This is a genomic window from Paenibacillus sp. FSL H8-0457, from assembly GCF_038051935.1.
Taxonomy (GTDB): Bacteria; Bacillota; Bacilli; order Paenibacillales; family Paenibacillaceae; genus Paenibacillus_AQ; species Paenibacillus_AQ lautus_A.
On the sequence record NZ_CP150293.1, the window covers coordinates 686240 to 708924 of the forward strand.

At 52.0% G+C, this 22685-nt stretch carries 19 protein-coding genes; 8 read left to right on the top strand and 11 right to left on the bottom strand.

All coding sequences use genetic code 11. The annotated features are described in order from the left end of the window. Positions 1-4 precede the first annotated feature (4 nt). On the bottom strand, positions 5-1324 hold the full coding sequence (locus MHI43_RS02995; protein ID WP_012818778.1) for an ABC transporter substrate-binding protein: 1320 nt from the start codon (positions 1322-1324) through the stop codon (positions 5-7). 353 nt (positions 1325-1677) lie between these two features. Here MHI43_RS02995 and MHI43_RS03000 point away from each other — a divergent pair, with 353 nt between their 5' ends. Together MHI43_RS03000 and MHI43_RS03005 are read left to right on the top strand one after the other, a co-directional pair. Beyond that, positions 1678-2709: a LacI family DNA-binding transcriptional regulator gene (locus MHI43_RS03000; RefSeq protein ID WP_012818779.1), complete on the top strand. Its 1032-nt coding sequence runs from the start codon at positions 1678-1680 to the stop codon at positions 2707-2709. A 42-nt stretch (positions 2710-2751) separates the two neighbouring features. After that, positions 2752-4479 (top strand): phospho-sugar mutase, encoded by a 1728-nt coding sequence (locus tag MHI43_RS03005; RefSeq protein WP_012818780.1) that lies wholly within the window; start codon positions 2752-2754, stop codon positions 4477-4479. Positions 4480-4637: 158 nt separating this feature from the next. Here MHI43_RS03005 and MHI43_RS03010 read toward each other — a convergent pair whose 3' ends face one another. After that, positions 4638-7106: a UvrD-helicase domain-containing protein gene (locus MHI43_RS03010; RefSeq protein ID WP_012818781.1), complete on the bottom strand. Its 2469-nt coding sequence runs from the start codon at positions 7104-7106 to the stop codon at positions 4638-4640. A gap of 242 nt (positions 7107-7348) precedes the next feature. Here MHI43_RS03010 and MHI43_RS03015 point away from each other — a divergent pair, with 242 nt between their 5' ends. After that, a complete protein-coding gene (locus MHI43_RS03015) occupies positions 7349-7543 on the top strand; it encodes a hypothetical protein (protein WP_012818782.1) in 195 nt (64 codons plus the stop codon). Positions 7544-7749: 206 nt separating this feature from the next. Here the strand turns inward: MHI43_RS03015 and MHI43_RS03020 are convergent, their stop codons facing one another. From MHI43_RS03020 to MHI43_RS03055, 8 genes are all read right to left on the bottom strand, one after another. Continuing rightward, positions 7750-8997: an anti-sigma factor gene (locus MHI43_RS03020; protein ID WP_012818784.1), complete on the bottom strand. Its 1248-nt coding sequence runs from the start codon at positions 8995-8997 to the stop codon at positions 7750-7752. Beyond that, on the bottom strand, positions 8994-9494 hold the full coding sequence (locus MHI43_RS03025; protein WP_012818785.1) for a sigma-70 family RNA polymerase sigma factor: 501 nt from the start codon (positions 9492-9494) through the stop codon (positions 8994-8996). Before MHI43_RS03025 ends, MHI43_RS03020 begins: the two co-directional genes overlap by 4 nt. Before the next feature lie 215 nt (positions 9495-9709). Continuing rightward, positions 9710-10471, bottom strand: coding sequence for a stalk domain-containing protein (locus tag MHI43_RS03030; protein WP_012818786.1), 762 nt, complete (start codon positions 10469-10471; stop codon positions 9710-9712). A gap of 55 nt (positions 10472-10526) precedes the next feature. After that, positions 10527-11153 carry a hypothetical protein gene (locus tag MHI43_RS03035; RefSeq protein WP_012818787.1) on the bottom strand — a complete coding sequence of 209 codons (627 nt, stop codon included), beginning with the start codon at positions 11151-11153 and terminating at the stop codon, positions 10527-10529. 168 nt (positions 11154-11321) lie between these two features. Next, positions 11322-12422, bottom strand: a complete 1101-nt coding sequence (locus tag MHI43_RS03040; protein ID WP_341283222.1) for a glycosyltransferase family 39 protein — start codon at positions 12420-12422, stop codon at positions 11322-11324. 178 nt (positions 12423-12600) lie between these two features. Next, positions 12601-12831, bottom strand: coding sequence for a hypothetical protein (locus MHI43_RS03045; protein WP_009594140.1), 231 nt, complete (start codon positions 12829-12831; stop codon positions 12601-12603). Between the two features lie 99 nt (positions 12832-12930). After that, positions 12931-14787 carry a diguanylate cyclase gene (locus MHI43_RS03050; protein WP_012818789.1) on the bottom strand — a complete coding sequence of 619 codons (1857 nt, stop codon included), beginning with the start codon at positions 14785-14787 and terminating at the stop codon, positions 12931-12933. A gap of 264 nt (positions 14788-15051) precedes the next feature. Beyond that, a complete protein-coding gene (locus tag MHI43_RS03055; RefSeq protein ID WP_012818791.1) occupies positions 15052-15672 on the bottom strand; it encodes a DUF5317 domain-containing protein in 621 nt (206 codons plus the stop codon). A 297-nt stretch (positions 15673-15969) separates the two neighbouring features. Between MHI43_RS03055 and MHI43_RS03060 the strand changes: the two genes are divergently transcribed. The 3 genes from MHI43_RS03060 (at position 15970) to MHI43_RS03070 (ending at position 17590) form a co-directional block, all read left to right on the top strand. Next, positions 15970-16173: a cation transporter gene (locus tag MHI43_RS03060; protein ID WP_009594149.1), complete on the top strand. Its 204-nt coding sequence runs from the start codon at positions 15970-15972 to the stop codon at positions 16171-16173. A 186-nt stretch (positions 16174-16359) separates the two neighbouring features. Further along, on the top strand, positions 16360-17100 hold the full coding sequence (gene nfsA / locus MHI43_RS03065) for an oxygen-insensitive NADPH nitroreductase (protein ID WP_036664685.1): 741 nt from the start codon (positions 16360-16362) through the stop codon (positions 17098-17100). A gap of 295 nt (positions 17101-17395) precedes the next feature. Further along, positions 17396-17590, top strand: a complete 195-nt coding sequence (locus MHI43_RS03070; protein WP_036664683.1) for a hypothetical protein — start codon at positions 17396-17398, stop codon at positions 17588-17590. Between the two features lie 466 nt (positions 17591-18056). On the opposite strand, the gene MHI43_RS03075 is transcribed toward MHI43_RS03070, so the two are convergent. Next, a complete protein-coding gene (locus tag MHI43_RS03075; protein ID WP_036664677.1) occupies positions 18057-20375 on the bottom strand; it encodes an AraC family transcriptional regulator in 2319 nt (772 codons plus the stop codon). A 360-nt stretch (positions 20376-20735) separates the two neighbouring features. Between MHI43_RS03075 and MHI43_RS03080 the strand changes: the two genes are divergently transcribed. Next, positions 20736-21716 carry an ABC transporter permease subunit gene (locus MHI43_RS03080; RefSeq protein WP_036664971.1) on the top strand — a complete coding sequence of 327 codons (981 nt, stop codon included), beginning with the start codon at positions 20736-20738 and terminating at the stop codon, positions 21714-21716. A gap of 30 nt (positions 21717-21746) precedes the next feature. After that, positions 21747-22631, top strand: coding sequence for a carbohydrate ABC transporter permease (locus tag MHI43_RS03085; RefSeq protein WP_009594160.1), 885 nt, complete (start codon positions 21747-21749; stop codon positions 22629-22631). The last annotated feature ends 54 nt before the right edge of the window (positions 22632-22685 follow it).

Sequence of the window (22685 nt, forward strand, 5' to 3'; positions counted from 1 at the left end):
ATGATTAAAGTTCACCTTCAATCGCTTTCTTCATGTTATTCCAACCGGTTTGCGGATCGATCTCCCCGCGGATGACCTTATTAAATGCTTCTTGTCCGATCAAGGTTTGAAGCTCATTGAACTTCGGATTATCCATGGCTGGAACGCCTTTGGACACCGCTTCCGCATAAGGAGCCAGTTCCGGTTTCTCGGCGAGGATCTGCTTGAAGCCTTCCACTTCGTTCAGATCATCGCGCGCCGGAGGCAGGTTGGTTTGCTTGAACCATTTCACGTCATTTTCGTCGTTGGAATAAACCCATTTCAGAAATTCAGCGGCGGCTTGCTGCGATGCTTCGGGAGCGGCGGAGAAGATAACCAGACCTTTTGCATCCGCGTAGGTTTTTGCATCTGCCGGATCCATATGATCCGGTACCGGAGGCAGGGTCAGGGTGAAGTTTTCTCCATATTTAAGTTCAGGATACTTCGTTGCCCACATATCGAATGTCCAAGGACCGATATCGGTGAATACCCCCGCACCGGTTTCGAAAGGATCGGTTGCATTCTGCGCCAATACACCGCCAGCTTTACGAAGGTCATCAACGAAAGTCAGCATTTCCACGCCAGCTTTATCATCCGCAACAAGGCTTTGGCCTTCGATAAATTTGTTGCCGTCGGAAGCTGCGTTGTAGAGCAAGAAGAAATCGAACCAGCGTTTCCAGGCCGTAGGGTCTGCAAGGTCGGCGCCTTTAGCCCACATATATTTATCCGGATATTTCACTTTCAGCTTCGTTGTGGCTTCCAGAACTTCACTGTACGTTTGAGGCGGCTCATTATATCCGATCTCTTTCAGGAAATCCGTTCGCCATCCGATCAGCATCGGGTTAGAGTAGATCGGCAATACATATTGGTGGCCGTCCGCGAATTCCCAAGGAGCGATCGTTTCGGTCATGTTACGGGACTCGACCATTTCCTTAAATTGCGGCAGTTCATCAAGAGCTACAAGCGCTTTACTGTTGGACAGCTGTGCGGCGAATCCACGGTTGATATTCTCCGCGACCGTCGGTGCATTCCCTCCTGCGATGGCAGCCTGAATACTTGCCTCAGAGCTTGGTGATTCTTTAATTGCACTAACGTTAACTTTTACGTCCGGATTCACGGTTTCGTACTCTTTGGCCATCTCTTGCCAAAATGCTTGCTGCGGAGGGTTCGGTGCCGCCCAGAATTCGACGGTGGTAACGCCGTCTGCACTTTGACCGCCGTTGCTGCCGCCGTTACCACAAGCAGCGAGTACCGTTCCACCTACCAATGAGATTGCTAGAAGCAAAGAAATTCTTGATTTTTTCATATTGACCCTTCCTCCTAAATGCAATAGGTCTTCCAATAAAGGAAGTTGACATTGCTAATTTTGTAACGTTACAAAAATATAATTACAAATTACTGAAAGCGTTATATTCACATTATTGTTCATTACACATAGGTTTGTCAACGCTTTAACCCCCAAAATACGACAAACAATTAATTCCTGTGAGGTAAATCACATAAATATAGTGCTTTACATAATTATTTTGTAACGTTAAAATAATGTTTGTAATGTTCGAGCGTGAGCTTTCAAATCTCTGATTGTTTTCGGTATAGTATGATGAGAATCCATTCGTCCTATACAACTATTCTTACTATAAAGAGAAAGGAACGTTATCCTTGACCAAGCCAAAAGTTACGATGCAGGATATCGCAGACTACTTGCAAATCTCCAAGAATTCGGTTTCGCAAGCATTATCAGGTAAAGGCGGTGTCAGCGAGGAGACGCGCAAGCTCATCATGCAAACGGCTGATGAGCTCGGCTACGTCTATACCGGAAATCGCAAACGATCCTCGGATCAAGAGGACGAGGAAGAATCTACAGGCAGTATTGCTCTAGTAGCAACGGATTTTGCCTTCTCTATGCGGGGCTTTTTCGGGGAAATCTACCTTACTATAGAAAATGAAGTGCAGAAGAGAGGGAAGAAGCTGCTGATCCAATCCATTTCCCAGCAGATGATGAAGGATCAGACGCTGCCCCCTTTTATCGAGGGAAGGGAAGTCGACGGGATCTTGATCCTTTCGCATCTTAGTACCGAATATATGAACACCTTGATCGATACCGGTATTCCTACCGTGCTCATCGATCATCACCATCCTGATGTGCAAGCCGATGCCATTCTTACGAACAACCGGTTCAGCGCCTATCATGTCGTTAAGTATCTCTATGAGCTGGGACATGCACGCATTGGCTTTGTTGGCAATACGTCCTTCTCCCCAAGCTATTATGAACGTCTGGAAGGTTTCAAGCTTGCCCATCATGAACTCGGCATGGAGCTGCACCCGAAATGGATTCTTAGCGATGCGCTGGAAGATCAGGAATTTATGGAGAAGCGGCTGCAGGGGCTGGACGAACAGCCGACTGCCTGGTTCTGCGTGAATGACGGTCTCGGGTTTATCGTGAATTCGACCATTTATAATATGGGCTATTCGATTCCGGGCGATATTTCCATTGTCAGCTTTGATAACGGACAGCTTTCCAGATTGGCTACGCCCAAGACAACCACCATGGGAGTGGACCTGAGACTATTCGGTCAAACGGCGATCCGGCAACTGTTTTGGCGGATGAAGCAGCCGGATGCGCCGCATATGGAGCTGCTGCTGCCGACAACACTCATTGAACGTGATTCCACATCGGCCCCGCGCAATTAACATAACGAATCGATGATTTCGGGATGGAGGCTTATTTACAACATGACCATTCAAGCACAAGAACAAGCTGTACAGGCATATAAACGATGGCTGAACAGCCGGGTGATTGACGAAGCGTCCAAGGATGAGCTTCGCGCTATTGCACATAACGAGAGCGAAATCGCAGACCGTTTCTATAAGGAACTGGAATTCGGAACCGGCGGACTGCGGGGAGTGATCGGTGCGGGCAGCAACAGGATCAATATCTATACCGTGGGGAAAGCAACCCAAGGGCTTGCTGCTGTGTTAAAACAGGAGTACGAATCGCCATCGGCGGCGATTGCGTACGATTCCAGGCAATTCTCTCCCGAACTTGCGCTTGAAGCGGCACTTGTGCTCGCAGGGAATGGCGTTAAGGCTTATGTATTTGAAACTCTTCGTCCGACGCCCGAATTGTCGTATGCCGTGCGGCATCTGAACGCAGAGGCGGGAATCGTGATTACCGCAAGCCATAATCCGCCGGAATATAACGGATATAAGGTGTACGGTTCGGATGGGGGACAGATTACGCCCGATACGGCAGCCAGAGTGATTAAGGAGATCGGGCATGTCGCTTCTTTTGAAGAAATCCGTAAGCTGGACCGGGCAGAGGCGGAAGGGAGCGGCCTGCTCGTATGGCTCGGCCAAGAGATCGATGATGCTTATACCCTCGCCGTTGCAGGCGTAAGCCAAAATCACGGAATCATACCTGAAGCCAGCAGCAATTACCGAATCGTATTTACGCCGCTGCATGGAACCGGTAACGTTCCTGTACGTGCGGTACTGAAGCATCTAGGTTTTCAGCATGTGGATGTCGTGCCGGAACAAGAACAACCGGATGCCAATTTCTCAACCGTGCAATCGCCTAATCCCGAAGAACATGCCGCATTTGAGATTGCCATCTCCCAAGCCAAGGCGAGCGCGGCTGACCTCATTCTCGGAACCGACCCGGATGCGGACCGCATGGGGGCCGTCATTCAGGATGATCAAGGACAGTATTTCATCCTTAGCGGCAACCAGTCCGGTGCCATCATGGTGCACTACTTGCTGGAATCCATGAAGAACAAAGGTACCCTTCCGGAGAACGGCGCGATCATCAAGACGATTGTGACCAGCGATATGGGAGCTGCCATTGCGGATGCATACGGTATGACCGTGTTCAACACGCTGACCGGGTTTAAATACATCGGGGAGAAAATGACGCAGTTCGAGAAGACCGGAGCGTTTGAATTTATTTTTGGTTATGAGGAAAGTTACGGTTATCTTGCCGGCAGCTATGCCCGTGATAAGGACGCTGTCGTTGCAGCCATGCTCATAGCCGAGGCGGGTGCTTACTATAAAACGCAAGGTAAGACTTTATATGAAGTGCTCCAAGAGTTGTACCGAACCTATGGCTATTTTGCCGAGAAGCTGGAGACGAGAACGCTTAAGGGCATTCAAGGCGTACAGCTGATTGCAGGTATCATGAGCGCTTGGCGTGAAGCGGCACCAAGCGAAGCGGCGGGGATTGAACTCAGCGAAACCGAGGATTTCAGCCTGGGACTATATGGTCTGCCACAAGAGAATGTGTTGAAATTCCATCTTGCCGACGGTAGCTGGTTCTGCCTTCGTCCGTCCGGCACGGAGCCGAAGATCAAGTTGTATTTTGCTGTTCAGGGCAGCACGTATGAAGAGGCGCAGGCTAAGATCGCTGCGCTTACGCAAGATGTAATGGCTCGAATTGATGCTTATATCGAACAGCACCAGAAATAGAAAAAAAGGACTGAACCCGATCGTTCGCTTCGGAACGGAAGGGTTCAGTCTTTTTTGGATATCGGCCAGCCTTTGGAAGGCAGGCCGATATTGTATGGCGTAAGAATGGCAAAAGCTGCGATAATCGTTTGAATTCATGATTCCAGAAACCGCTCTCGCTAGCGCCTGTGATGCACCGGAACTTCTTTACGACCCTGTTTCATGGGTGCCTGGCATAATGGACAGGCCTTGCTCTCCCGATCCCTCGTCTTAGCAGGGATACGTGCGTTGACTCGCTGCCAGCCCTTGCAATTAGGGCTGGTGCACAGCCATACGTCGACGATCTCCGTCGCAGCGGGAGCAGCCGGAGACTGCGGCTCGGGAGCAGAACTCGACCCTGACCGTGAACCTGAACCGAAAAGTTGGCTCGTCTGGTTAACGTCGCTCCCGGTCCTTCGTCTGGCAGAAGCGGAAGGCGATGAAGGCTTGGCCGAGGTTTCTATGCGGATCGTACGTTTGGCCGTAAAGGCTGTGCGGGTCGTTGACCCTGCGCCCTTGTTCGGTATGCTGTTGCCCTGTTTGCTCTGTTCATCCGTGAGGAACACGTCCCGGAAGAAGCGGGAAACCTCCGCTTTCCGTCCGCGATAAAAGCCCGGGGAACTGATCACCAGTTCATCCCGTGCTCTGGTGATGGCAACATAAGCCAATCTGCGTTCCTCTTCCAGCGCATCCAAGGCCTTATCCTCTTTGTCCGACAGCGGGCGCTGATCGTCCCTGCGCTCGGCGTCCAAAGCGGACGTATGCGGCAGAATGCCCTCGCTCGCTCCGATCAGGCACACCGAGGGAAATTCCAGCCCCTTGGATTTATGGATGGTCATTAAGCGGACGGCATCGGCATGCTCATCCCGTTTCATGGCTGCCATTTCCTTATGGATAATGATCAGCCGGTCGACAAATCCGACGAATTCAGCGATATCGCCAAAGCGCTTGGCGGAAGCCTCCAGTTCATCCAGCCCCTCTTGAATGAATTCCTTATGGAGGGTGATCTCCTGCCGCTCGTCGGCCTCCAGGAATTTATCGTAGAATTGCCGCCTCATTTCCTGCACGGCCTGAAGGGGCTCCATCGCCTTCAGGCCCTTGATGAGTTTGGAGCGTTCCCTTATATTCTCGATCTGGAAATCCTTCAGCCCGGGGAAGGAAAGAAGGTGCGAAAGAGGCCCTTTCTTGGGCCGCGGAGCATCCTGCTGCCGGATGAAAGCCATGCCCTTGTCGCGGTTGATGTACAGCGTATGAAGCATGCCCTCCATCGCCGTGAAATTGCGCCGGTCCAGCGACAGCCGCAGATGATCCATGAGCGGCTTGACGATCCACTGCTCGTAGAACAGATCCCCGTTCTCATAATGAATGAACGGAATTTCCCGCATCACGAGCTGCTCGAAGATCGCCCGGCTGTTGTTTGCGGTGCGATAGAGAATGGCATGGTCGCGGTACTGCTTCCCGTGCTCCCGGACCTGCTCGGTGATATGGGTCAGCAGCAGCTCCGCTTCTTGATCGGGATCACCGGGTCGAAGGTAGAGCGGCACGCTGCTGCTCTTGCGGGTCGACCGCAGCTGCTTGGGGCGCCGCCGTTCATTGACGCGGATAATTTCGTTCCCCAGCCCGACGATCGAGGAGAGGGAGCGGTAATTGATATCGAGCGTCACGACCTTGGCCCCGGGAAACGTCTGGTCGAATTCCAGGATGAATTCGTTGCGCGCCCCGTTGAAGCCATATATGGTCTGGTCATCGTCACCCACAACCATTAAATTGCGGTGCGGGGCGACGATTTTTTTGAGCAGCTCATAAGGCAGCAGTCCCGTATCCTGAAACTCGTCGACCATGACATAACGGTACCGGCTCTGAAGGGAGGCGAGCAGTCCGGAATCATGGGACAGCAGACGATAGGACAAGACCAGAATGTCGTCGAAATCCATCTGGCCATGCTCTTCCTTCCATGCTTCATACCGGGCAAAAATCTGCCGCTGTTCAACCTCGGCAGGCGTTTTGACAGGCAGCTCGTCAAGTCCGGTCATACTCATCCGGTGGGCGGACCACAGCGATAGCAGCGTCTCGGCTTCGTAGCTATCCTGCAAGCCCATTTCCCGCAGGATGCGCTTCATGATAAATTGCTGATGCCTGGCGTTGCTCAGGATTTCCTGCTTGTAGCCGCGGGTTCGCAGCAAGTACAGGAAGAAGGAATGGAAGGTTCTTGCCGTTACCTTGGCGGTTTCGCTGGACCTCAAGCCGGGAAGCGCCATGATGCGCTCCTTCATCTCGGCCGCCGCCTTGGAGGAGAAGGTGACAAGCAGGATGGAAGACGGCTCGACGCTCTTGGCGGCAATGAGGTAGCCTGTCCGGCTGACCAGCACGGAGGTTTTGCCGGAGCCTGCGCCGGCAAGCGTAAGCAGCGGTCCTTGCGTATGTCGTACGGCCTGAATCTGGGCGCGGTTCAGCAGCAGTCCCTGGGATTCCAAGCCGCGAAAAAAAGCCGCATCCGGCGCGTCATCGCGGATCAGGTCCCGGCTGTTCTCGAAAGAAGCCAGCTTCGCAAACGGAATATCCTGACGCTCACCGCCGTACGGGCGTTTATAAAAGGGTATGGATGTCATGAAATTCACCAATCATTTCGTATTTCGTTTATCGTCTTACCAGTTTAACGGATTCTCGGAAGTCTGGCAAAGTGGAGGATATGGGTAAGCGCATGGGCGAAGCTCTTATGATTCATGGCATGTATCATCGTTCATGAGGGTTATGACCATAAGCTTCACTCCCAACTTGATAGAGGGAGAAGGTGTTATATTAAGTAGGAATGTTCAAGAGTATCCATAATCCATGTAGAAGGAGGGATGTCATGCTGGTTGTTATTGCTTTGCTGCAGCTCATCATGATCGGCATTTTGCTGAACATCAACAGCAAGCTGAAACCGCGCGATTATATTGCTGATGCGATGGAGAGGGACCGCCGGATCCGGGAAGAGCGGGAGAAGAAGCAGCAAATGGAGTTATGGTCCCACGAGGCAAGCGCAGGCAGCAGGGATCATTCATGACCTGAATCTTTTATATGACTAACGAAAAATCCCGGAATTGCCATGAAGGAAGAAGTCCGGGATTTTTTGCTGCCCTATGTCATTGTGCATATCGTGCGCATCGATCTCTGGACGCACGGAGCGTGGCCGGGGCATGCTCAGAGGGCCGGCGGCCTCATTTCATGTTAGCCAGCCAGTTGCAGTATATGGCACTCGCCATAAGACCATCACTCGATCCAATTCCACAGCCGCACTTCCCCGACCCGCAGATCGTGGACCCAGGATACCTCGCGCAAGGTCAGCAGCTCTTTGACAGGGCCGGTAATGACGGCGCCATAGAGGCGAACGCCGTTCTGTTCCACGTAAGCTACGGAAGCGTCCACGTCAATGAAGGGAGCCACCCGCTCGGCAATCAGGTCATACTCCTGCAGAAGCCGCAGCGATTTGATGAAGTGCTCATTCCGCAGCTCCCCGTCCCCGTAGGTGTCTACAGAAGGGTAATGTCCGCCGCTAAATGTGGTTTTGCTAAACCATCCCGTTTTTTGCTCCTGATAAGAGGTCACTGTCAAATCGTCATGATGCCAGACGGGATAAGAAGGAAAGCCGACAGGATGGGAGATTACGCCGTCCCCGCCGCCGAATCGGTTATCCGGCCCGGTATCGACGGCAAACCAGACGGCCTCCATATTCCGGTCTTCGAATTGTTTCAGCAGCTCGTCGGTCGTGAAGAAACGGTTAAACGATACATAAGCCTCGGCCACGGTGCCTTCGGGAAGCTTTTCAAGCCTGGACCAATCGCCGCTCTTTGCAGAGGAGGTGCTAACGTTCTGTTCATTTGACTGTTCGTTGGGTTCTTCTTGATTCGCGGAAGAAGTCGCCGCAGAGCTATCCGGCCGGTAGAAAATCTGCGATGAACCCGAGCTGCCATTATTCCAATCCACATCGACGGACGGCAGCCCGAACAGGAAGTTGACGGTGTATTCGCCGACGGTCACGCGTTCACTCCCTACCTGTTTGTCTATATCTCCGTACACTTCCTGCCGGAAGAAGGCTCTGACCTGGCTATTTAAACGTACGTCGATATTAGGCTTCGAGATCGAGATGGCGGAAGCGATGGCATCCCGATATTTATCGTTGCGGCTGGGATCGCCGACCCCATAAAACAGCGCCGTTATGATCGAGCTGATGACGAATATCGCCAGAAACGCCGATATCACCGTCAACGTATTGGAGATTCGGGCCCGCCATTTGCCCCGGCGAACGATTCGCTTTTCTTTCTTGGGCGAGAGGCCGGTCTGGCCGTCAGCGGCATGCGGGGTGCCGGCATCGCTCGAACGCTCGTTATCCATGATCTCGTTCACGTAAGCCTGGTATTCCTCCAGCTTCTCCATTTCCCGTTCGATTTCGTTTTTTTCCTCGTCGCTCAGCTTGCCCTCCGCATAGTCCTTCAGCCGCTGCCTGAATTCTTCGCTCATAAATTCCCGTCCTTTCGTTTCATGTCCCGCAGCCGCTGCCTGGCCCGAAATAACGTGATCTTGATATGGGATAAGGTGATGCCCATAATATCCGCCGCCTCCTGGTAGGTGAATTGATGAAAATCGACCAGGAGCACCGCTTGCCGCTGCCTCTCCGGAATATCGGCCAGCATCCGTCCGAGTTCTCTGTGGACTTCTTGCTGGAGCAGGATGTTCTCGGGCGTATTCCGGTCTATCATCTGATCGAAAAATTCCGCGTCCCGGACGATGCTGCGGCTCGCCTTGCGCTGATAGTCCACGTAAGCGTTATGGGCAACCCGAAACAGCCATGGCTTGATTCGTTCTTCCTTCCAATCCTCGAGATACAAATAAGCCCGGTAAAAGGTTTCCTGCACCAGGTCCTCGGCCGTATGGTGATCGTAAGAGAGGGAGTACAAGTAACGATACACGTCTTTCACGTAATATTGATAAATCGATCCCAGACTGTTCAGTTTCATGTCCTCCCCTCTATGTAACACACGTATAACCAGGGCATAAAGTTACAGCTAGGCTGTGAAAAAATGACACGGGGCTTTAACCCGTAAATCGCAAAAGCAAAGGCAAAAGCAAAAGCCCGCCAAGTGAGCGGGCTTCCGATAGCATATGAAGGGCTGCATAGAGAAGGAGGCTGCCGTAAACGGTGGGGCTCACGCGCCTCTGCAGCATTCGGACATCACTGGCTGTTCTTGTTGATGTAGGCCGTAAGCAATTTATACTGCTTGCTGTCTTTTTCGGCATAGTCCAGCGCCGTCTTTCCGGAAGCGTCTTGAAGGGAGGCATCTGCCTTGTGCTGGTTCAGCAGCTTGTCGATGTAGAAGTCATTCTTGTGGATGACCGCCAGATGAAGCGGCGTCTGACCTTCGAAATTCGGCAGGTTGTAATCAAGCTCTCCGGCTTGTCCGTCCATCTGTACAAATGGGTCGTATAGGGAAGAATCGCCGTCTAGAATCAAATAATGCAGCAGCCCGTTGCCGGTGGTTTCATCTTGCGAATACAGCCTCGCTTCACCGGCAGCGATAACGATATAAATCTTTTGCATATTCAATTCGCCGTTGACTTCGATCAGCTGGCCGAGGTTTTTCACCAAATGACGCTCGTGAGCAGGTGCTCCTTCGGACTCGGAAGGCGCAGTCGGGCCGACCGGGATCGCCTCTCCACTCGAGGATTGGGGAATAATTCCGATTCCCTCGGGACCGACAGAGCCGACCCGATATCCAAGCGCTTCCGAGAAGTCCCGCACGGGGACATACAGCTTGTTCTGTATGACTACCGGTGAATCCGACAGCCGGGCTTCCGATCCGTTGACCACAATTTTGGATTGGGATGGAAATGCCTTCAGATAAACGGCGGCACCAACGGCCGTACCGGCTGTCAGCGCCACGCCGACGATCGCGCCGAGTGCAAAAGCAGGAACAGAAGAGAAGCGTTTTTTCATAATATCCTCCCATGATCACATATGGACTTTTACTCCATTATATACCAATGCGGCGTTATCTCCATTGAATATCCGGATCCAATACGACGATTCTCTGCTCATCGACAGCCTTTTTCAGCAGATCTTCCTTCAGCTGCTTCGTGCTGGTTATGACGTCAGGCTGGTTTGTCTTCATTTCCGTTGTCCGTTTATTCATGAATCGTTCGATCGATAGCATGTCCCGATATTCCGGCGGGGAGTAGTCTTCCCAGTACTGATCTTCGCTGATGCCCATCGCATCCAGCATGCGCATGTGCTGCTCTTGCACTTGTCGCGGCTGGCTCTCGAGCGTTTCCCGAAGCTGCCTTGCCCTCTGAGCCCCATCCTCCAGACTTGCCGCAACGCCCTCTTCATCAGCCAGCTGAAGCATCAATTCCTTTGCTGCCATGTCTTTAAGGAGCGCGGAGTCATCAGGTAGGGGGGTGTCACTCTTTGTGAGGTTATCCTTGTAGGCGGTTAAATGTGTACGCGTGATGTAGGTGGCGCCGACTTGAATCAGCGCCTGACCGTTCAGGCTGTCGTTCATGCGGTGCTTCCCGCCTGAGCGATCGGAAGCATCGGTAAAGTACAGGATGGTGCTTATCGTCAGGACGCTTGCTATGGCGATGCTAAGGATGGCGATGAATTTACGGTTTAATTTCATGCAGTCATTCCTCCTGGCATGAATGTATGGAAGCTTCGATACTAATATAGACGTTTTACCAACCTGAAAGGTTCTACAAAAATATGAAAAAAACGCCTGAAAGCACAACATCAAAGTGCTTTCAGGCGCAGGCGGCCACCGTGATCGGACCGGCTTCGGGAGCGATGCTTATTTGCGAAGCAGGCGAGTCTTATGCGCGTAAATGATCGCTTTGTCCGCGAGAAATGCCGCGTAGAGCAGCAGGAAGACCGCATAGGGAAATCCGGTGCCGTCCAGGCTCGGAACGAGCCATTCGGCGGCAATGAAATACAGCAGCGTCAGGAGCACCGGCAGCTGCCGCTTCAGACGGTATTTCCAGACGGACCAGATGATGCCGGCGACCCCGGCAAACAGCATGACCAGACGGACTGCATCCAATGCGGATTGCACGATTTTTCTTGCTTCCTCGTTTCCGATGGCAGCCGCATATTTGGAGGTGCGGCCCGCAAATATGCTTCGGAACAGATGAACCAATGGATTGCCCTCGATGTATCTGGATTCCAGCCACAGCGCGGCGAGATTCCACGGACCGGACATATACCTCAATTTATTGAACAGCGGGATGTTCAGCCACCATGGAGACAAGATGAGCAGGTATCCCGCGCTAATGAGAAGGATCCCCCCGGTTACGATCTTGACCGGACTGCGGTATTTGATCCAGAAGGCAATGAACAATACAGGATACAGCAGCGCCTGGAGGTTGTAGCAGGCCATAAGTGCCGTAAGCGCGCCGGCAGCCGCGTACCATCCCGCCTGCTTCAATTCAAGCGCTCCGATGACGGCGCAGACAAGAAGAAGCATCAAAGTTTGCATGGTCGTATCCGGCAGGATCAGGCGGACGGCGCCATAAGCCGGCCAGAATAGCGCATAGATCATGCAAGAGAGAAAAGCGATCCGCGTATTGAACATGTAGCGGGACAGCACAAACACCAAGTAGACGGAAAATGCATGAAACAAGCATTGGAGCAGCTGATAGCCGATCAGGGCAGCCTCCATGCTTCCGAATATAGCGGAAAGTCCGGCAATCATAAGCGGCACACCGGGCATGACACTGGAGGCATGCTCTTCCAGGTCTCCACCGGGGTGGCTGATCATGGCCGCACTTTGGATATACCGTTCTTCGATCACGCTGCTTATGCTGGGTGAACGTTCATGAAGACCGGTCAGCACCAGCAGACATGACAACACCAGAACCGTCGCTATCAGTACCAGCAGCATCCTTCGCTGCACACGGTTTAAAGTCCATATGGAAAACAAAGGGTCCACTCCACTCTTTATATAATCTCTAGGGTTTAGATCAGAATACATACCCTTCTATATTAAAGAAAAAACGGGGAAATCAAAAGGCTCCGCCAAAACGGAGCCCATAAGTTCAAGTTACGCTGCAGTGATAAGGCCAATCCCATTTTTAAAAGCCGCTGTGATACTTATCGTCGCTGGATGAACGCTTCTTCGACGTCCCATCCCGCTGCTTTTCTTCCTGGCGCTCCAGCCTGGCGTCTTCCATCGGAATCGGGTCCACATGCTGCTCGCTCTCAAATTTGTCGAACAGGCTTTCTTGTTCCGTCGGATATTGTTCAGGGTGATCCATGTTGCCGGGACCATTGTGAAGCGGAAGATCCTTTTTCTTGTCAGCCACCGATCTCACCTCATTTAACGTTGTGATACTACCTTTATACCTTATTTGAGGAAGTATCAAACATCCCAAGAGATGAGAAAGGCAGAGGGGAGGTGGTCTTTAAGAGGTCTCCAGGCCGGCTGCAGGCTGCTGCTGCGCTTCGGCTTTGAGCCTTAAATAACGGATAAACAGCTCAACGAGCTCCGGATCGAACTGCGTGCCCGAGCAGCGGAGCAGCTCTTCAATCCCTTCCTCGAAGGTTTTCGTTTTCTGGTAAGGGCGTTCGGTCGTCATCGCGTCGAAGGAATCGATAATGGTCAGCATCCGGCACAGCTTGGGGATTTGGCTGCCCCTGAAGCCGTGAGGATAGCCGCCGCCGTCATACCGTTCATGATGAAGTTCGATGTAAGGAACCAGTTCCTTGAACTTTTCGTTCGTTTCCGCGATGCGCTTGCCCCAGCTGACATGCCGTTTGACGGTTTCCCATTCGCCGGCTGTCAGCTTGTCCCGTTTATTCAAGATTCCCCAAGGAATCTCCAGCTTGCCGATATCGTGAATGAGTGCCCCGAGCACAAAATTGCGGCGCTCCACGCTGTCAAGCCCAAGCACTTCGCTGATGTCCATGGCGTAGCGGAAGACCCGTTTGGAGTGCTTGAACGTATCCACGTCTTTATACAGGAACAGCTTCAGCTGCTGCTCGATGTCGCGGACGTCCTCCGCAAAGTCGATCTCGGATTCCTTTTCGGCGCCACTTCCATATACATGCACGTTGTTTTTGCCCTGTTTCTTGGCATAATACAGCGCTTGGTCGGCAAGCTCGACAAGCTGCGACTTGTCATGAATATCGATCCGGTACGAGGCAACGCCGGCAGAGAAGGAGAGACAGCCGGACGGAAAAATCTCGACGCCGTCGAAATAGGTATCGTTCAGCTTTTTGCGGAGCCTGTTAATGAAGGAACGTGCCTTATGGTCATCATAACCCGGCATCAGGATCGTGAATTCCTCGCCGCCGAAGCGGGAGGCCACCACCTCGGCCGTTTCGGATTCCACCTTGAGGTAATTGCCGAGAAATCCGAGCAGCATGTCGCCTTTCAGGTGTCCGAATTGATCATTGTATTTTTTGAAATCATCGATATCGATCATGGCCAGCGACAACGGCGTTTCATTGGTTTTGGCCTTCTTGATTTCGTCTTCCAGCAAATTTTCGAAATAGCTGTGATTGTATAATCCGGTTCGTTGATCCTTGATGGCTTTTTCTTGTACCTGTTTATACATCGTGAAGAGCTGCTTGAAGGAATAGGACAGCATCACGCTGAGACCTATAAACAGGGTCAGCCCGAAAACGCCGTTATGTACGATGAGTATGGAGAGAACCAGCGATAGAATGAGCGTGCTGAGGTAAACAAGCAGTGTATCTTTCATGAAGGTTTTCAAAATATCATATAACGATCCCTTGTACAACAGGTAATAGTAGAAGCCGACAAGAAATACGTTGATAACAAAATAAACAACCAATGCTGCAACATACGCACCAAATTGATCATTGTGAATAGGACCTGCTTGTCCGCCCGCCATTTTGAAAATGAAGGAGGATCCCACGATCATCACGGTATACACGGAGAAATTAACAAAATGCTTCCAGAAGGGGATTTTTCTGTCGTAAAGCGCCATGGCAAGGGAGACGAACAGGATGACGGACAGCGCAAACGGTGCTCCATAGATAAAGATGCATGCCAGGTAAACAGAGGAATCCATGGACTGTAAATTACCCTCTGGCGGCAGCTGGAAGGTGAAGTAGTTTAAGATGAGGGCGGCGCCTAACATCGCATAGACCCATACCCACTGGGAAGGAGTATAATGGAAGATTTCCCCTTGATGCACCAGCAGGAAGGTGGAACAGCCCAGAAGAGAAAGAAAAACAAAATACAGCTGTCCCGCAAAGCCTTGAGAGAACCTAGGACGCTTAAATATGGACATAAATGATTTCTCCTCAATAAAATCAATGGTGTATTCTCCACATTTTAAGGTATATTGCGATGCAAAACAACGAAAAAGATGTAAAAAAACAGGCTGAATTTTCCAGCCTGTTTCTTATGGAAGTCGATTATCCGAATCTGTAACCGGAAGTCAGAGCGACAACAACAGAAGCAACGATGATGGCATTCAATACGATGCGGGAATACTTGATTTTATCAGTTTTCTTCACAGTTCTCCCTCCTTTCCAGGTGGTATGATGTATGATCAATTTTGTGGTTCCACACGTTCATTGGTATCGGATTTCGGTCCTAATGTTTGCACGTTGGCGGTATTCTTCCCCACGGTCATCAGGTTGAAAATGTAGAGAAAGATGCCGACGTTCATGATGATATCTCCGATACTGATCACCTGTGTTCTTGGATACGGCGGGGATAACGGTATAATGTCACCCAGGAACGGAAGGCGGGTAGAAGCGTCCATCAGATAATGCTTGGTGATAACGGTGCTGTTGCTCAGCATGTCCACGTAATAAGGATCCAGAACGGAAGCGGCGCTCATCGATACGGGCATTCTGCCGCCGTTAACCGCCATGACGAGGAAATTGAGAAAGACGCCGGCCAAGATGCTGCCAAAGCCCTTCTGGTCCCGGTTCATCCAAAGGAAGATCATGCCGGCGACGTAGATGAACATAAACACGTAGCTGCTTGCGGATGCCAGCCAGTCGGAATTCGCTTGAAAACGGAATATGAGCAGCTGTACGATCAGGAGAATTGGGAAGATGAGGCCGCCCTTCAGGCGGATCTTGCTGAATTGCTGCAGTCCGTGACGGAAACCGCCGCGTATCAGTCCGACAATTAACCCTAGTATAATGCCGTCAAATACCATGATAGAGTTCCTACTTTCATAGTTCGTTATCTCTGTAATAAGATAGTTCGACAGCGAATTGGTAATTCCTGCAACAATAATCAAAATTTATGGAAAAATTTCGGAGGGGAGTAAAAAGCTTGTCCCATCCTGTATAAATCTTATGATTCATGTACATTATAACAGATTAAAAGGATAAATCTTCCTACTTTTTTCGTGTTTCTGTTGCAGAAAGGAGCAAATTCGCCAACTTTACATACCTACGGGGGGTATAGTAAAGTGATAATGTACGACATTTTACGATAGGAGGGCGACAGCATGAAACAAGTGACATTGACGGTGGAAGGCATGTCCTGCAATCATTGCGTAAACTCGGTGGAAGGCGCGCTGAAGAGTGCGGGAGCTTCTGGCAAAGTCGATCTTGCATCCAATACGGTGGCCGTCGAATACGACGAAACCAAAGTCAGCCTTGACGCATTGAAGGAAGCGATTGAAGAGCAGGGCTACGATATCGTGTCTTAACGACAGATTTCCTGCCATATTCCCTAGCCGCGAAGTTTGGCTGAAATAAGAGCCGGCTGCTGAAGGCGATCGACAGCATGCCGGCTTTTTTGCGCTGCGGTCGCAGGCAACCCAAGCTTGCACTGCCCAAGCCGAAGTTTCATAATAAATGGAGCGATTCTTAAGAGCCTAAGGAGTGGATACCCGATGAATGACACGATTTCACTGCTGATGAACCATCGATCGATTCGTAAATATTCGGATCGGCCCGTGTCCGAGGAACAGCTGAGGGCTGTCGTGGCAGCAGGCCAGATGGCATCGACCTCAAGCAACGTCCAGGCATACAGCGTGATTGCCGTGACCTCACCAGAGAAAAAGCAGCGGTTGGCCGCTTTGGCGGGCAATCAGGCGTATATCGTGGAATGCCCGGTATTTCTGGTATGGTGCGCGGACCTGTATCGTTTGAAAAAAAGCGCAGAGGCGCATGTGGCGGATCAAGAGACGTACGAAGATTCGACCGAGAATTTCATCGTGGCCACGGTGGATGCCGCTTTGGCTGCGCAGAATGCCGCGATCGCGGCGGAATCGCTCGGTCTTGGTATTGTGTATATCGGCGGAGTCCGCAACTCCATTGCGGAGTTCTCCGAGGCATTGGAGCTCCCGGATTTGGTTTATCCGGTATTCGGCATGTGCCTCGGCTACCCGGATCAGGAGCCGGGGCTGCGTCCCCGGCTTCCGGTGGAGGCTGTCCTGCACCGTGACAGCTATGATCCGGCGGCCCTGGAAGAAGTGAAGAGCTACGACCGAATCTCTTCCGATTATTTGTCCAAACGCACCCATGGCAAGAACAGCGCTCCTTGGTCGGAGCTTATGGCCAAACGACTGGCGGAGCCGGTCAGGCTGCACATGAAGGACTTCCTGAAGGGGAAGGGGTTTATGGGGCGTTAGAAATGAGTAGAGGGAGGAGCGGGTACGTCGCTCTCGTAAATCAATAGAGAGGGCTGGTGCCGCTGCTCTCGTGGGAATACTCCAAAGGCACGCTGTACATCGCGCCAGCTCCCTGTGCGCACGGTGCGTGGTTCGGGGCATGCTTGTACGGTCCAGCTCTAGGAACTACGCTTGGTTGGGAAAGCCAAGCCTAGCTGGCGTGGGATCGGTGGCGTTGGCGACGCAGTGCTCTCTGTGCGCATGGTGCGTGGTCCGGGGCATGCTTGTACGGTCCAGCTCTAGGAACTACGCTTGGTTGGGAAAGCCAAGCCTGGCTGGCGTGGGATCGGTGGCGTTGGCAACGCAGTGCTCCGAAAAGTTTGCCGTAGCTTCAGAAGCTGCAAGCCGGAACGAGTTACGGACGGCAGCAGCAGTATCTATCGGACCTCAGATCCGTTATTTTCATTATGGGCTCGTGTTTACCGGATCTATCGGACACATGATCCGTTAAGTAGCGTATAATCCGAAAAATGAGAGCCTAATTCGGTGAATAGCGGACCTCATGTCCGCCAATATTCGAAAAATGGCGCTTTTGAACAAAATAAGGTCCGCTGAGTCCGCTAATGTGCAGCTATTTTGTACATCGTGCTCCCTGCTCCCTGTGCACACGATGCGTGGTTCGGGGCATGCTTGGATGGCTGGTCGGCGCTAAGCCTGAACGTAAGTCGCAACACGGGAAGCGTGGCGCAATGTACAACGCCTGAATGTAAGTCACAACACGCTAAGCGTGGCGCAATGTACAACGCCTGAACGTAAGCACAACACAGGAAGCGTGCCGCAATGGACGACGCTTGAACGTAAGTCATAACACATAATAGGGGCTGTCCCACAAGGTCATGAAATACAGACCAAGGGACAGCCCCTTTTTCAGAGGGCTCTTTTTATACGAGATTAATTGATCAGGATGACATGCCGATTCATTTGCCGATTCCCTGCTGGCGGTATTGACCCGGGGTGATCCCTTCCAGCTTCTTGAACATGCGATTGAAGTAGGGAGGCTGATATCCTGCGGCCTCCGCGATTTCATGAATGCGAAGATCCGTGGTCAGCAGCAATTCTTTGCAGCGGTTCATGCGCACGGTCGTCAGATAGTCCATATAATTCGTGCCCGTCATCTGTTTAAACGCTTTGCTCAGTTGGGATACGCTGACGCCGGCCTCCATGGCCATGGCATCCAGGGACAAGTCCTGCATCCCGTTCTGCTCGATTTGCTCCAGCACGTTTTCGACCAGCGATTTCATGGAGCTGTTGAAGTTCTTGGTCAACTGATCGAGATAGGGCTCGATGATTTCTTTCTGGAACCAGTCCACGCATGCCTTCGGGTCGCGAAGCAGGGACAGCTGCTCCTGCAGGTTGGAGAAATCGTACACCTGGTACGGATTTAAACCGGCCTGCAGCATGGAGCGGTGAACGCTCGTGATTAAACGCATGAGCCCATGGTGGACATGCCACTCCGAGCCGCCCCCGGCTTGAAGCGCCGTGACGAAGCGGCTCAGGGATCGCAGCGCGTCCCCCTGCAGCCCGAGGTTCAGGGTGTGTATGAAATCCTGCTCCAATTCCAGCGGAAAGTCGATCCAGTCGTTTTTCTGGGACAGCACCGTGTCCGCTTCCAGCAGCTGACTGCCGGCATCGAAGGATCGGTAATGCAGCGCCCGCTTGGCCTGTTCCAGAATATGGGGAACATCGGTCCAGGTCGAGCTTGGCCCGCCCAGCACGATGGTTGCCGACATCCGCAGCGTATCGCGCAGGGCCCGCAGGATCTGATCGCACAGCAGCCTCATCATGCGTGTCTGTTCGTCGGCTTTAGGAAAGGCCGGGACGATCAGGACGACGCCAAAGGAGCCGTCGAAGAAATTGATAGGGTGCATATAGGCGCTAACGTCCTCTGCCAGCTCTTGAATCACGTTCAAAGCGGCATAGGTGAGAAGATGCTGATCGTTCTCCGTTAGCGGCGTCCGATCCTCCCCGTGGGTATGCTGCTGGAGAACGATCGCCGAGAATTGTTTATTCGTGATGTCAAGCTCCATCTCTTGCAGCTTAAGCACGTACTCGGACTCCGTCAGGTGGGCGGCTTGCCCGCTCAAGAATTGATTGATATAAGCCTCCCTGATCGCGGGCAAGGATCGCTTCCATTGATTTTGAAGCGTGTCATGCGAGAACCGGTACTGCTTCCACTCGTGTTCAATATATTCGAGCTCATTGTACCGCGATGTCTGTTTGGCCTGATCGCCGCCAATCATATGAAGCATCTTGCGGATTGGGTGATACATTCTCTTGGAGGCAAACCAGCTTGCGCCCAGGGATGCCGCGAGCGCAAAAGCAAAGCAGATCAGGATGATATGGGTATACGGCTTCGTCGGAGCGATGATCGTGGACTGCGGCGTGCCGGATACATAGGTCCAATTCCGCTGCATTTTTTCAAATTGGACGGTATTCACCAGCCACACATCCTGATCGACCGGAACCTTCATCCGCAGACGATTCGTACGCTTGGCATTCTCCGGAAGCTTCAGCTGTTCCTGGATCGCGCTCATCGCCTTCGGCATGCTGCGGCTCATGCCTGATTCCCCGATGATATGGCCTTGATCGTCGAGCAGGAACGATAGATTCTCGCTGTTGCGAATCACGTGCAGCTTCGACGGATCGATGTAGATGACGATCGCCCCGTAGGGCGTATGACCGTTGAAGGGAAGCCGCATGACGAGCGCGTGGGAAGATCTCCCCTTATTGAAAGGCCGCTCCAGGTCATGTACCCAGAACATGTCCGAATCTCCCTCCATGAGCCGGCCGAAGCCTAACGCATCCTGTTCCTGATCCAATGTCCGCAGCCCGAGATCGGGCTCCATGATTTTATTTTGCTTTTTGATGTAGAGATAGACCTGATCCACAAGGGGATCGGCATTTTCCACCAGGTTCAGCGTATTAAACAGCTCGTTCGTCTCCTCGATATTCGACACAAAGTCCATATCGGACAAGGAAGGCTTGAAATGGGGCTTCACCACCATATTGAGCGCATAGTGGACCAGCTGGGTGAACTGCTCGTCCACTTGCCTCGCCGCGTCCACCAGGGCTTCCTCGTTCCGCTGCTGATATTGGTTGATCATATGCTGGTTCCCCACGTATAGGTAAACGGCCGTAATGGCCGATATGGGGAGGCATGTCATCAACACGGCGAGCGCGATGCTTCTCCAATACATAACACCTTTGAAACCGGATTCAGGATTCTGTTGCCTCATAACACTAACCCCCTGTTGGCATAGACAAATCCAAGGCCTGATCGAAGAAAGCCGGGAAAATCATTAAATACTATCATAGCGAAAGAGGGGATTAGTTGAAAAGATCACATTTTCCTATTGATGCCGATGAACATGGCATTCCGGCACCAAGGAAAAAAAGTGCAATTCGAGGAAATGGATGATGCGAAACGCTTTGGCAGGCAGGCATTTTTCCGTATGGTGCACCGAAGGGAAAGGGGAAGGGGCCGCGACGGAAAAAAAGTGGAATTGCAGGCAATTCTGCAACCGTTTACATTAGGGATACGTTCCGCGAACGGTAGGTTTGAACGAGACGACAAGGCTGAAAGTGAGGGAGTATCGATGAAAGCACAAGAAACCGTTCAGTCGGCAAAAGGAAGCGGGAGCGCCCCTATTCCCGCGAAATCCAAAACGAAGTGGGGGCGGATCCGGTCGGATGTAGCTCGCGACAAGTATTTATACATGCTGGCGTTGCCGGGTCTTATCTTTTTTATCATTTTCAAATATATTCCGATTACGAATCTCGTCATTGCTTTCCAGGAGTACTCGCCGTACTTCGGAGTGTTCGGAAGCCCTTGGGTAGGCTTCGAGCATTTCGCCCGGTTTTTCTCCAACGACGACTTCTGGATGCTGCTGCGCAATACGCTGGCGATTAGCTTCCTGAGCTTGATTTTCTTTTTCCCGGCGCCGATTATTTTAGCCTTGATGCTGAATGAAGTACGAAGCTCCTTCTATAAACGGACCATTCAGTCCCTGGTGTATATCCCCCATTTTCTATCGTGGGTATTGATCTATGGGCTGACCTACCTGATGTTCTCGCAATCGGAGGGCTTGTTCAATAAGTGGCTCGTCACCATGGATTGGGGAACGGTCGATATTCTCTCCAATCCGAACTATTTCTGGGGCATGCTGACGGCACAATCCATCTGGAAGGAGGTCGGATGGGGGACCATCATCTTCCTCGCGGCCATCGCCGGAGTGGATCCGCAATTATACGAGGCAGCCGTCATGGATGGCGCAGGCCGTATGAGACGGATATGGCATATTACCCTGCCCGCGATGCGCAACGTGATCCTGATTCTGTTGATCCTCCGCCTGGGAACGATCATGGATACCGGATTCGAACAGATCTATCTGATGATGAATGCGCCCGTCACCAATGTAGCCGAAGTGTTCGATACCTATGTATACCGGGTGGGGATAAGGCAGGGAGAATTCAGCTACAGTACGGCCATCGGGTTGTTCAAATCGATCGTCGGCGTCATCCTGGTGGTCTCGGCCAACCGATTGGCGAGGCGATACGGTCAAGAAAGCCTGTACTAGAGGACGGGCGAAGACAAGGAGGAGTAAAGCATGCATGAGAAAGGATGGAAAACCGGGCTCTTCGGCTTCGTAAACAACGGCCTGCTGCTGATCATCGGTTTGGCAACGATATTTCCGATTTACTATACCGTTATTCTGTCATTTACCGATCCGGTGGAGTATTATCAACGAAGCTTGATATTATGGCCGCGGGATTGGACGCTGGATGCTTACAAGCATTTACTGTCCAACGGGTTGTTTGTCACCTCGATTTCCATAAGCGTGTTCCTGGCCACGGTCGGCACGATGCTCAGTCTGCTCGTTACCGGGGGGATGGCTTACGCGGTGTCCCGAAAACGGCTTCGGTTTCGCAAGGCGATCATGATTATGGTGTTAATCACCTTTCTCTTCACGCCGGGGCTGGTTCCGCTGTATCTGGTCGTCCGAAATGTGGGGCTCATCGACAGCGTCTGGTCGCTGATCCTGCCGAGCTTGACGAGCGCGTGGTATGTGCTGCTCATGAAGGGATTCTTCGACAGCATTCCGGACAGTCTGGAGGAAGCCGCGATGATCGACGGCTCTAATGATATCGGCGTGTTCTGGCGAATCATTCTGCCCTTGTCGCTGCCGGCGCTGGTGGCTTTCGGATTGTTCTTCGCAGTCGGCTATTGGAATACGTACTTCAACGCGCTGATGTTTATTAATGACCAGAAGATGTGGCCGCTGCAAGTGCTGCTCCAAAATATGCTGGTGGATCCCACGACAATGGGATCGGGAAGCGGCGGGGGATTTGCCTTCCAGGTGAACCGTCCGGTTCCGACGGAAACGTTGAAAATGGCAGCGGTCGTCATTGCTACCGTTCCAATCATGTTAGTGTATCCATTCCTGCAGAAGCACTTCGCCAAAGGGGCGATGGTGGGCTCCGTCAAGGAATGATCCGATATACGGTTTTCTTTTTCCAACATGGTCAGTCAGGGAAGAGGTATCATA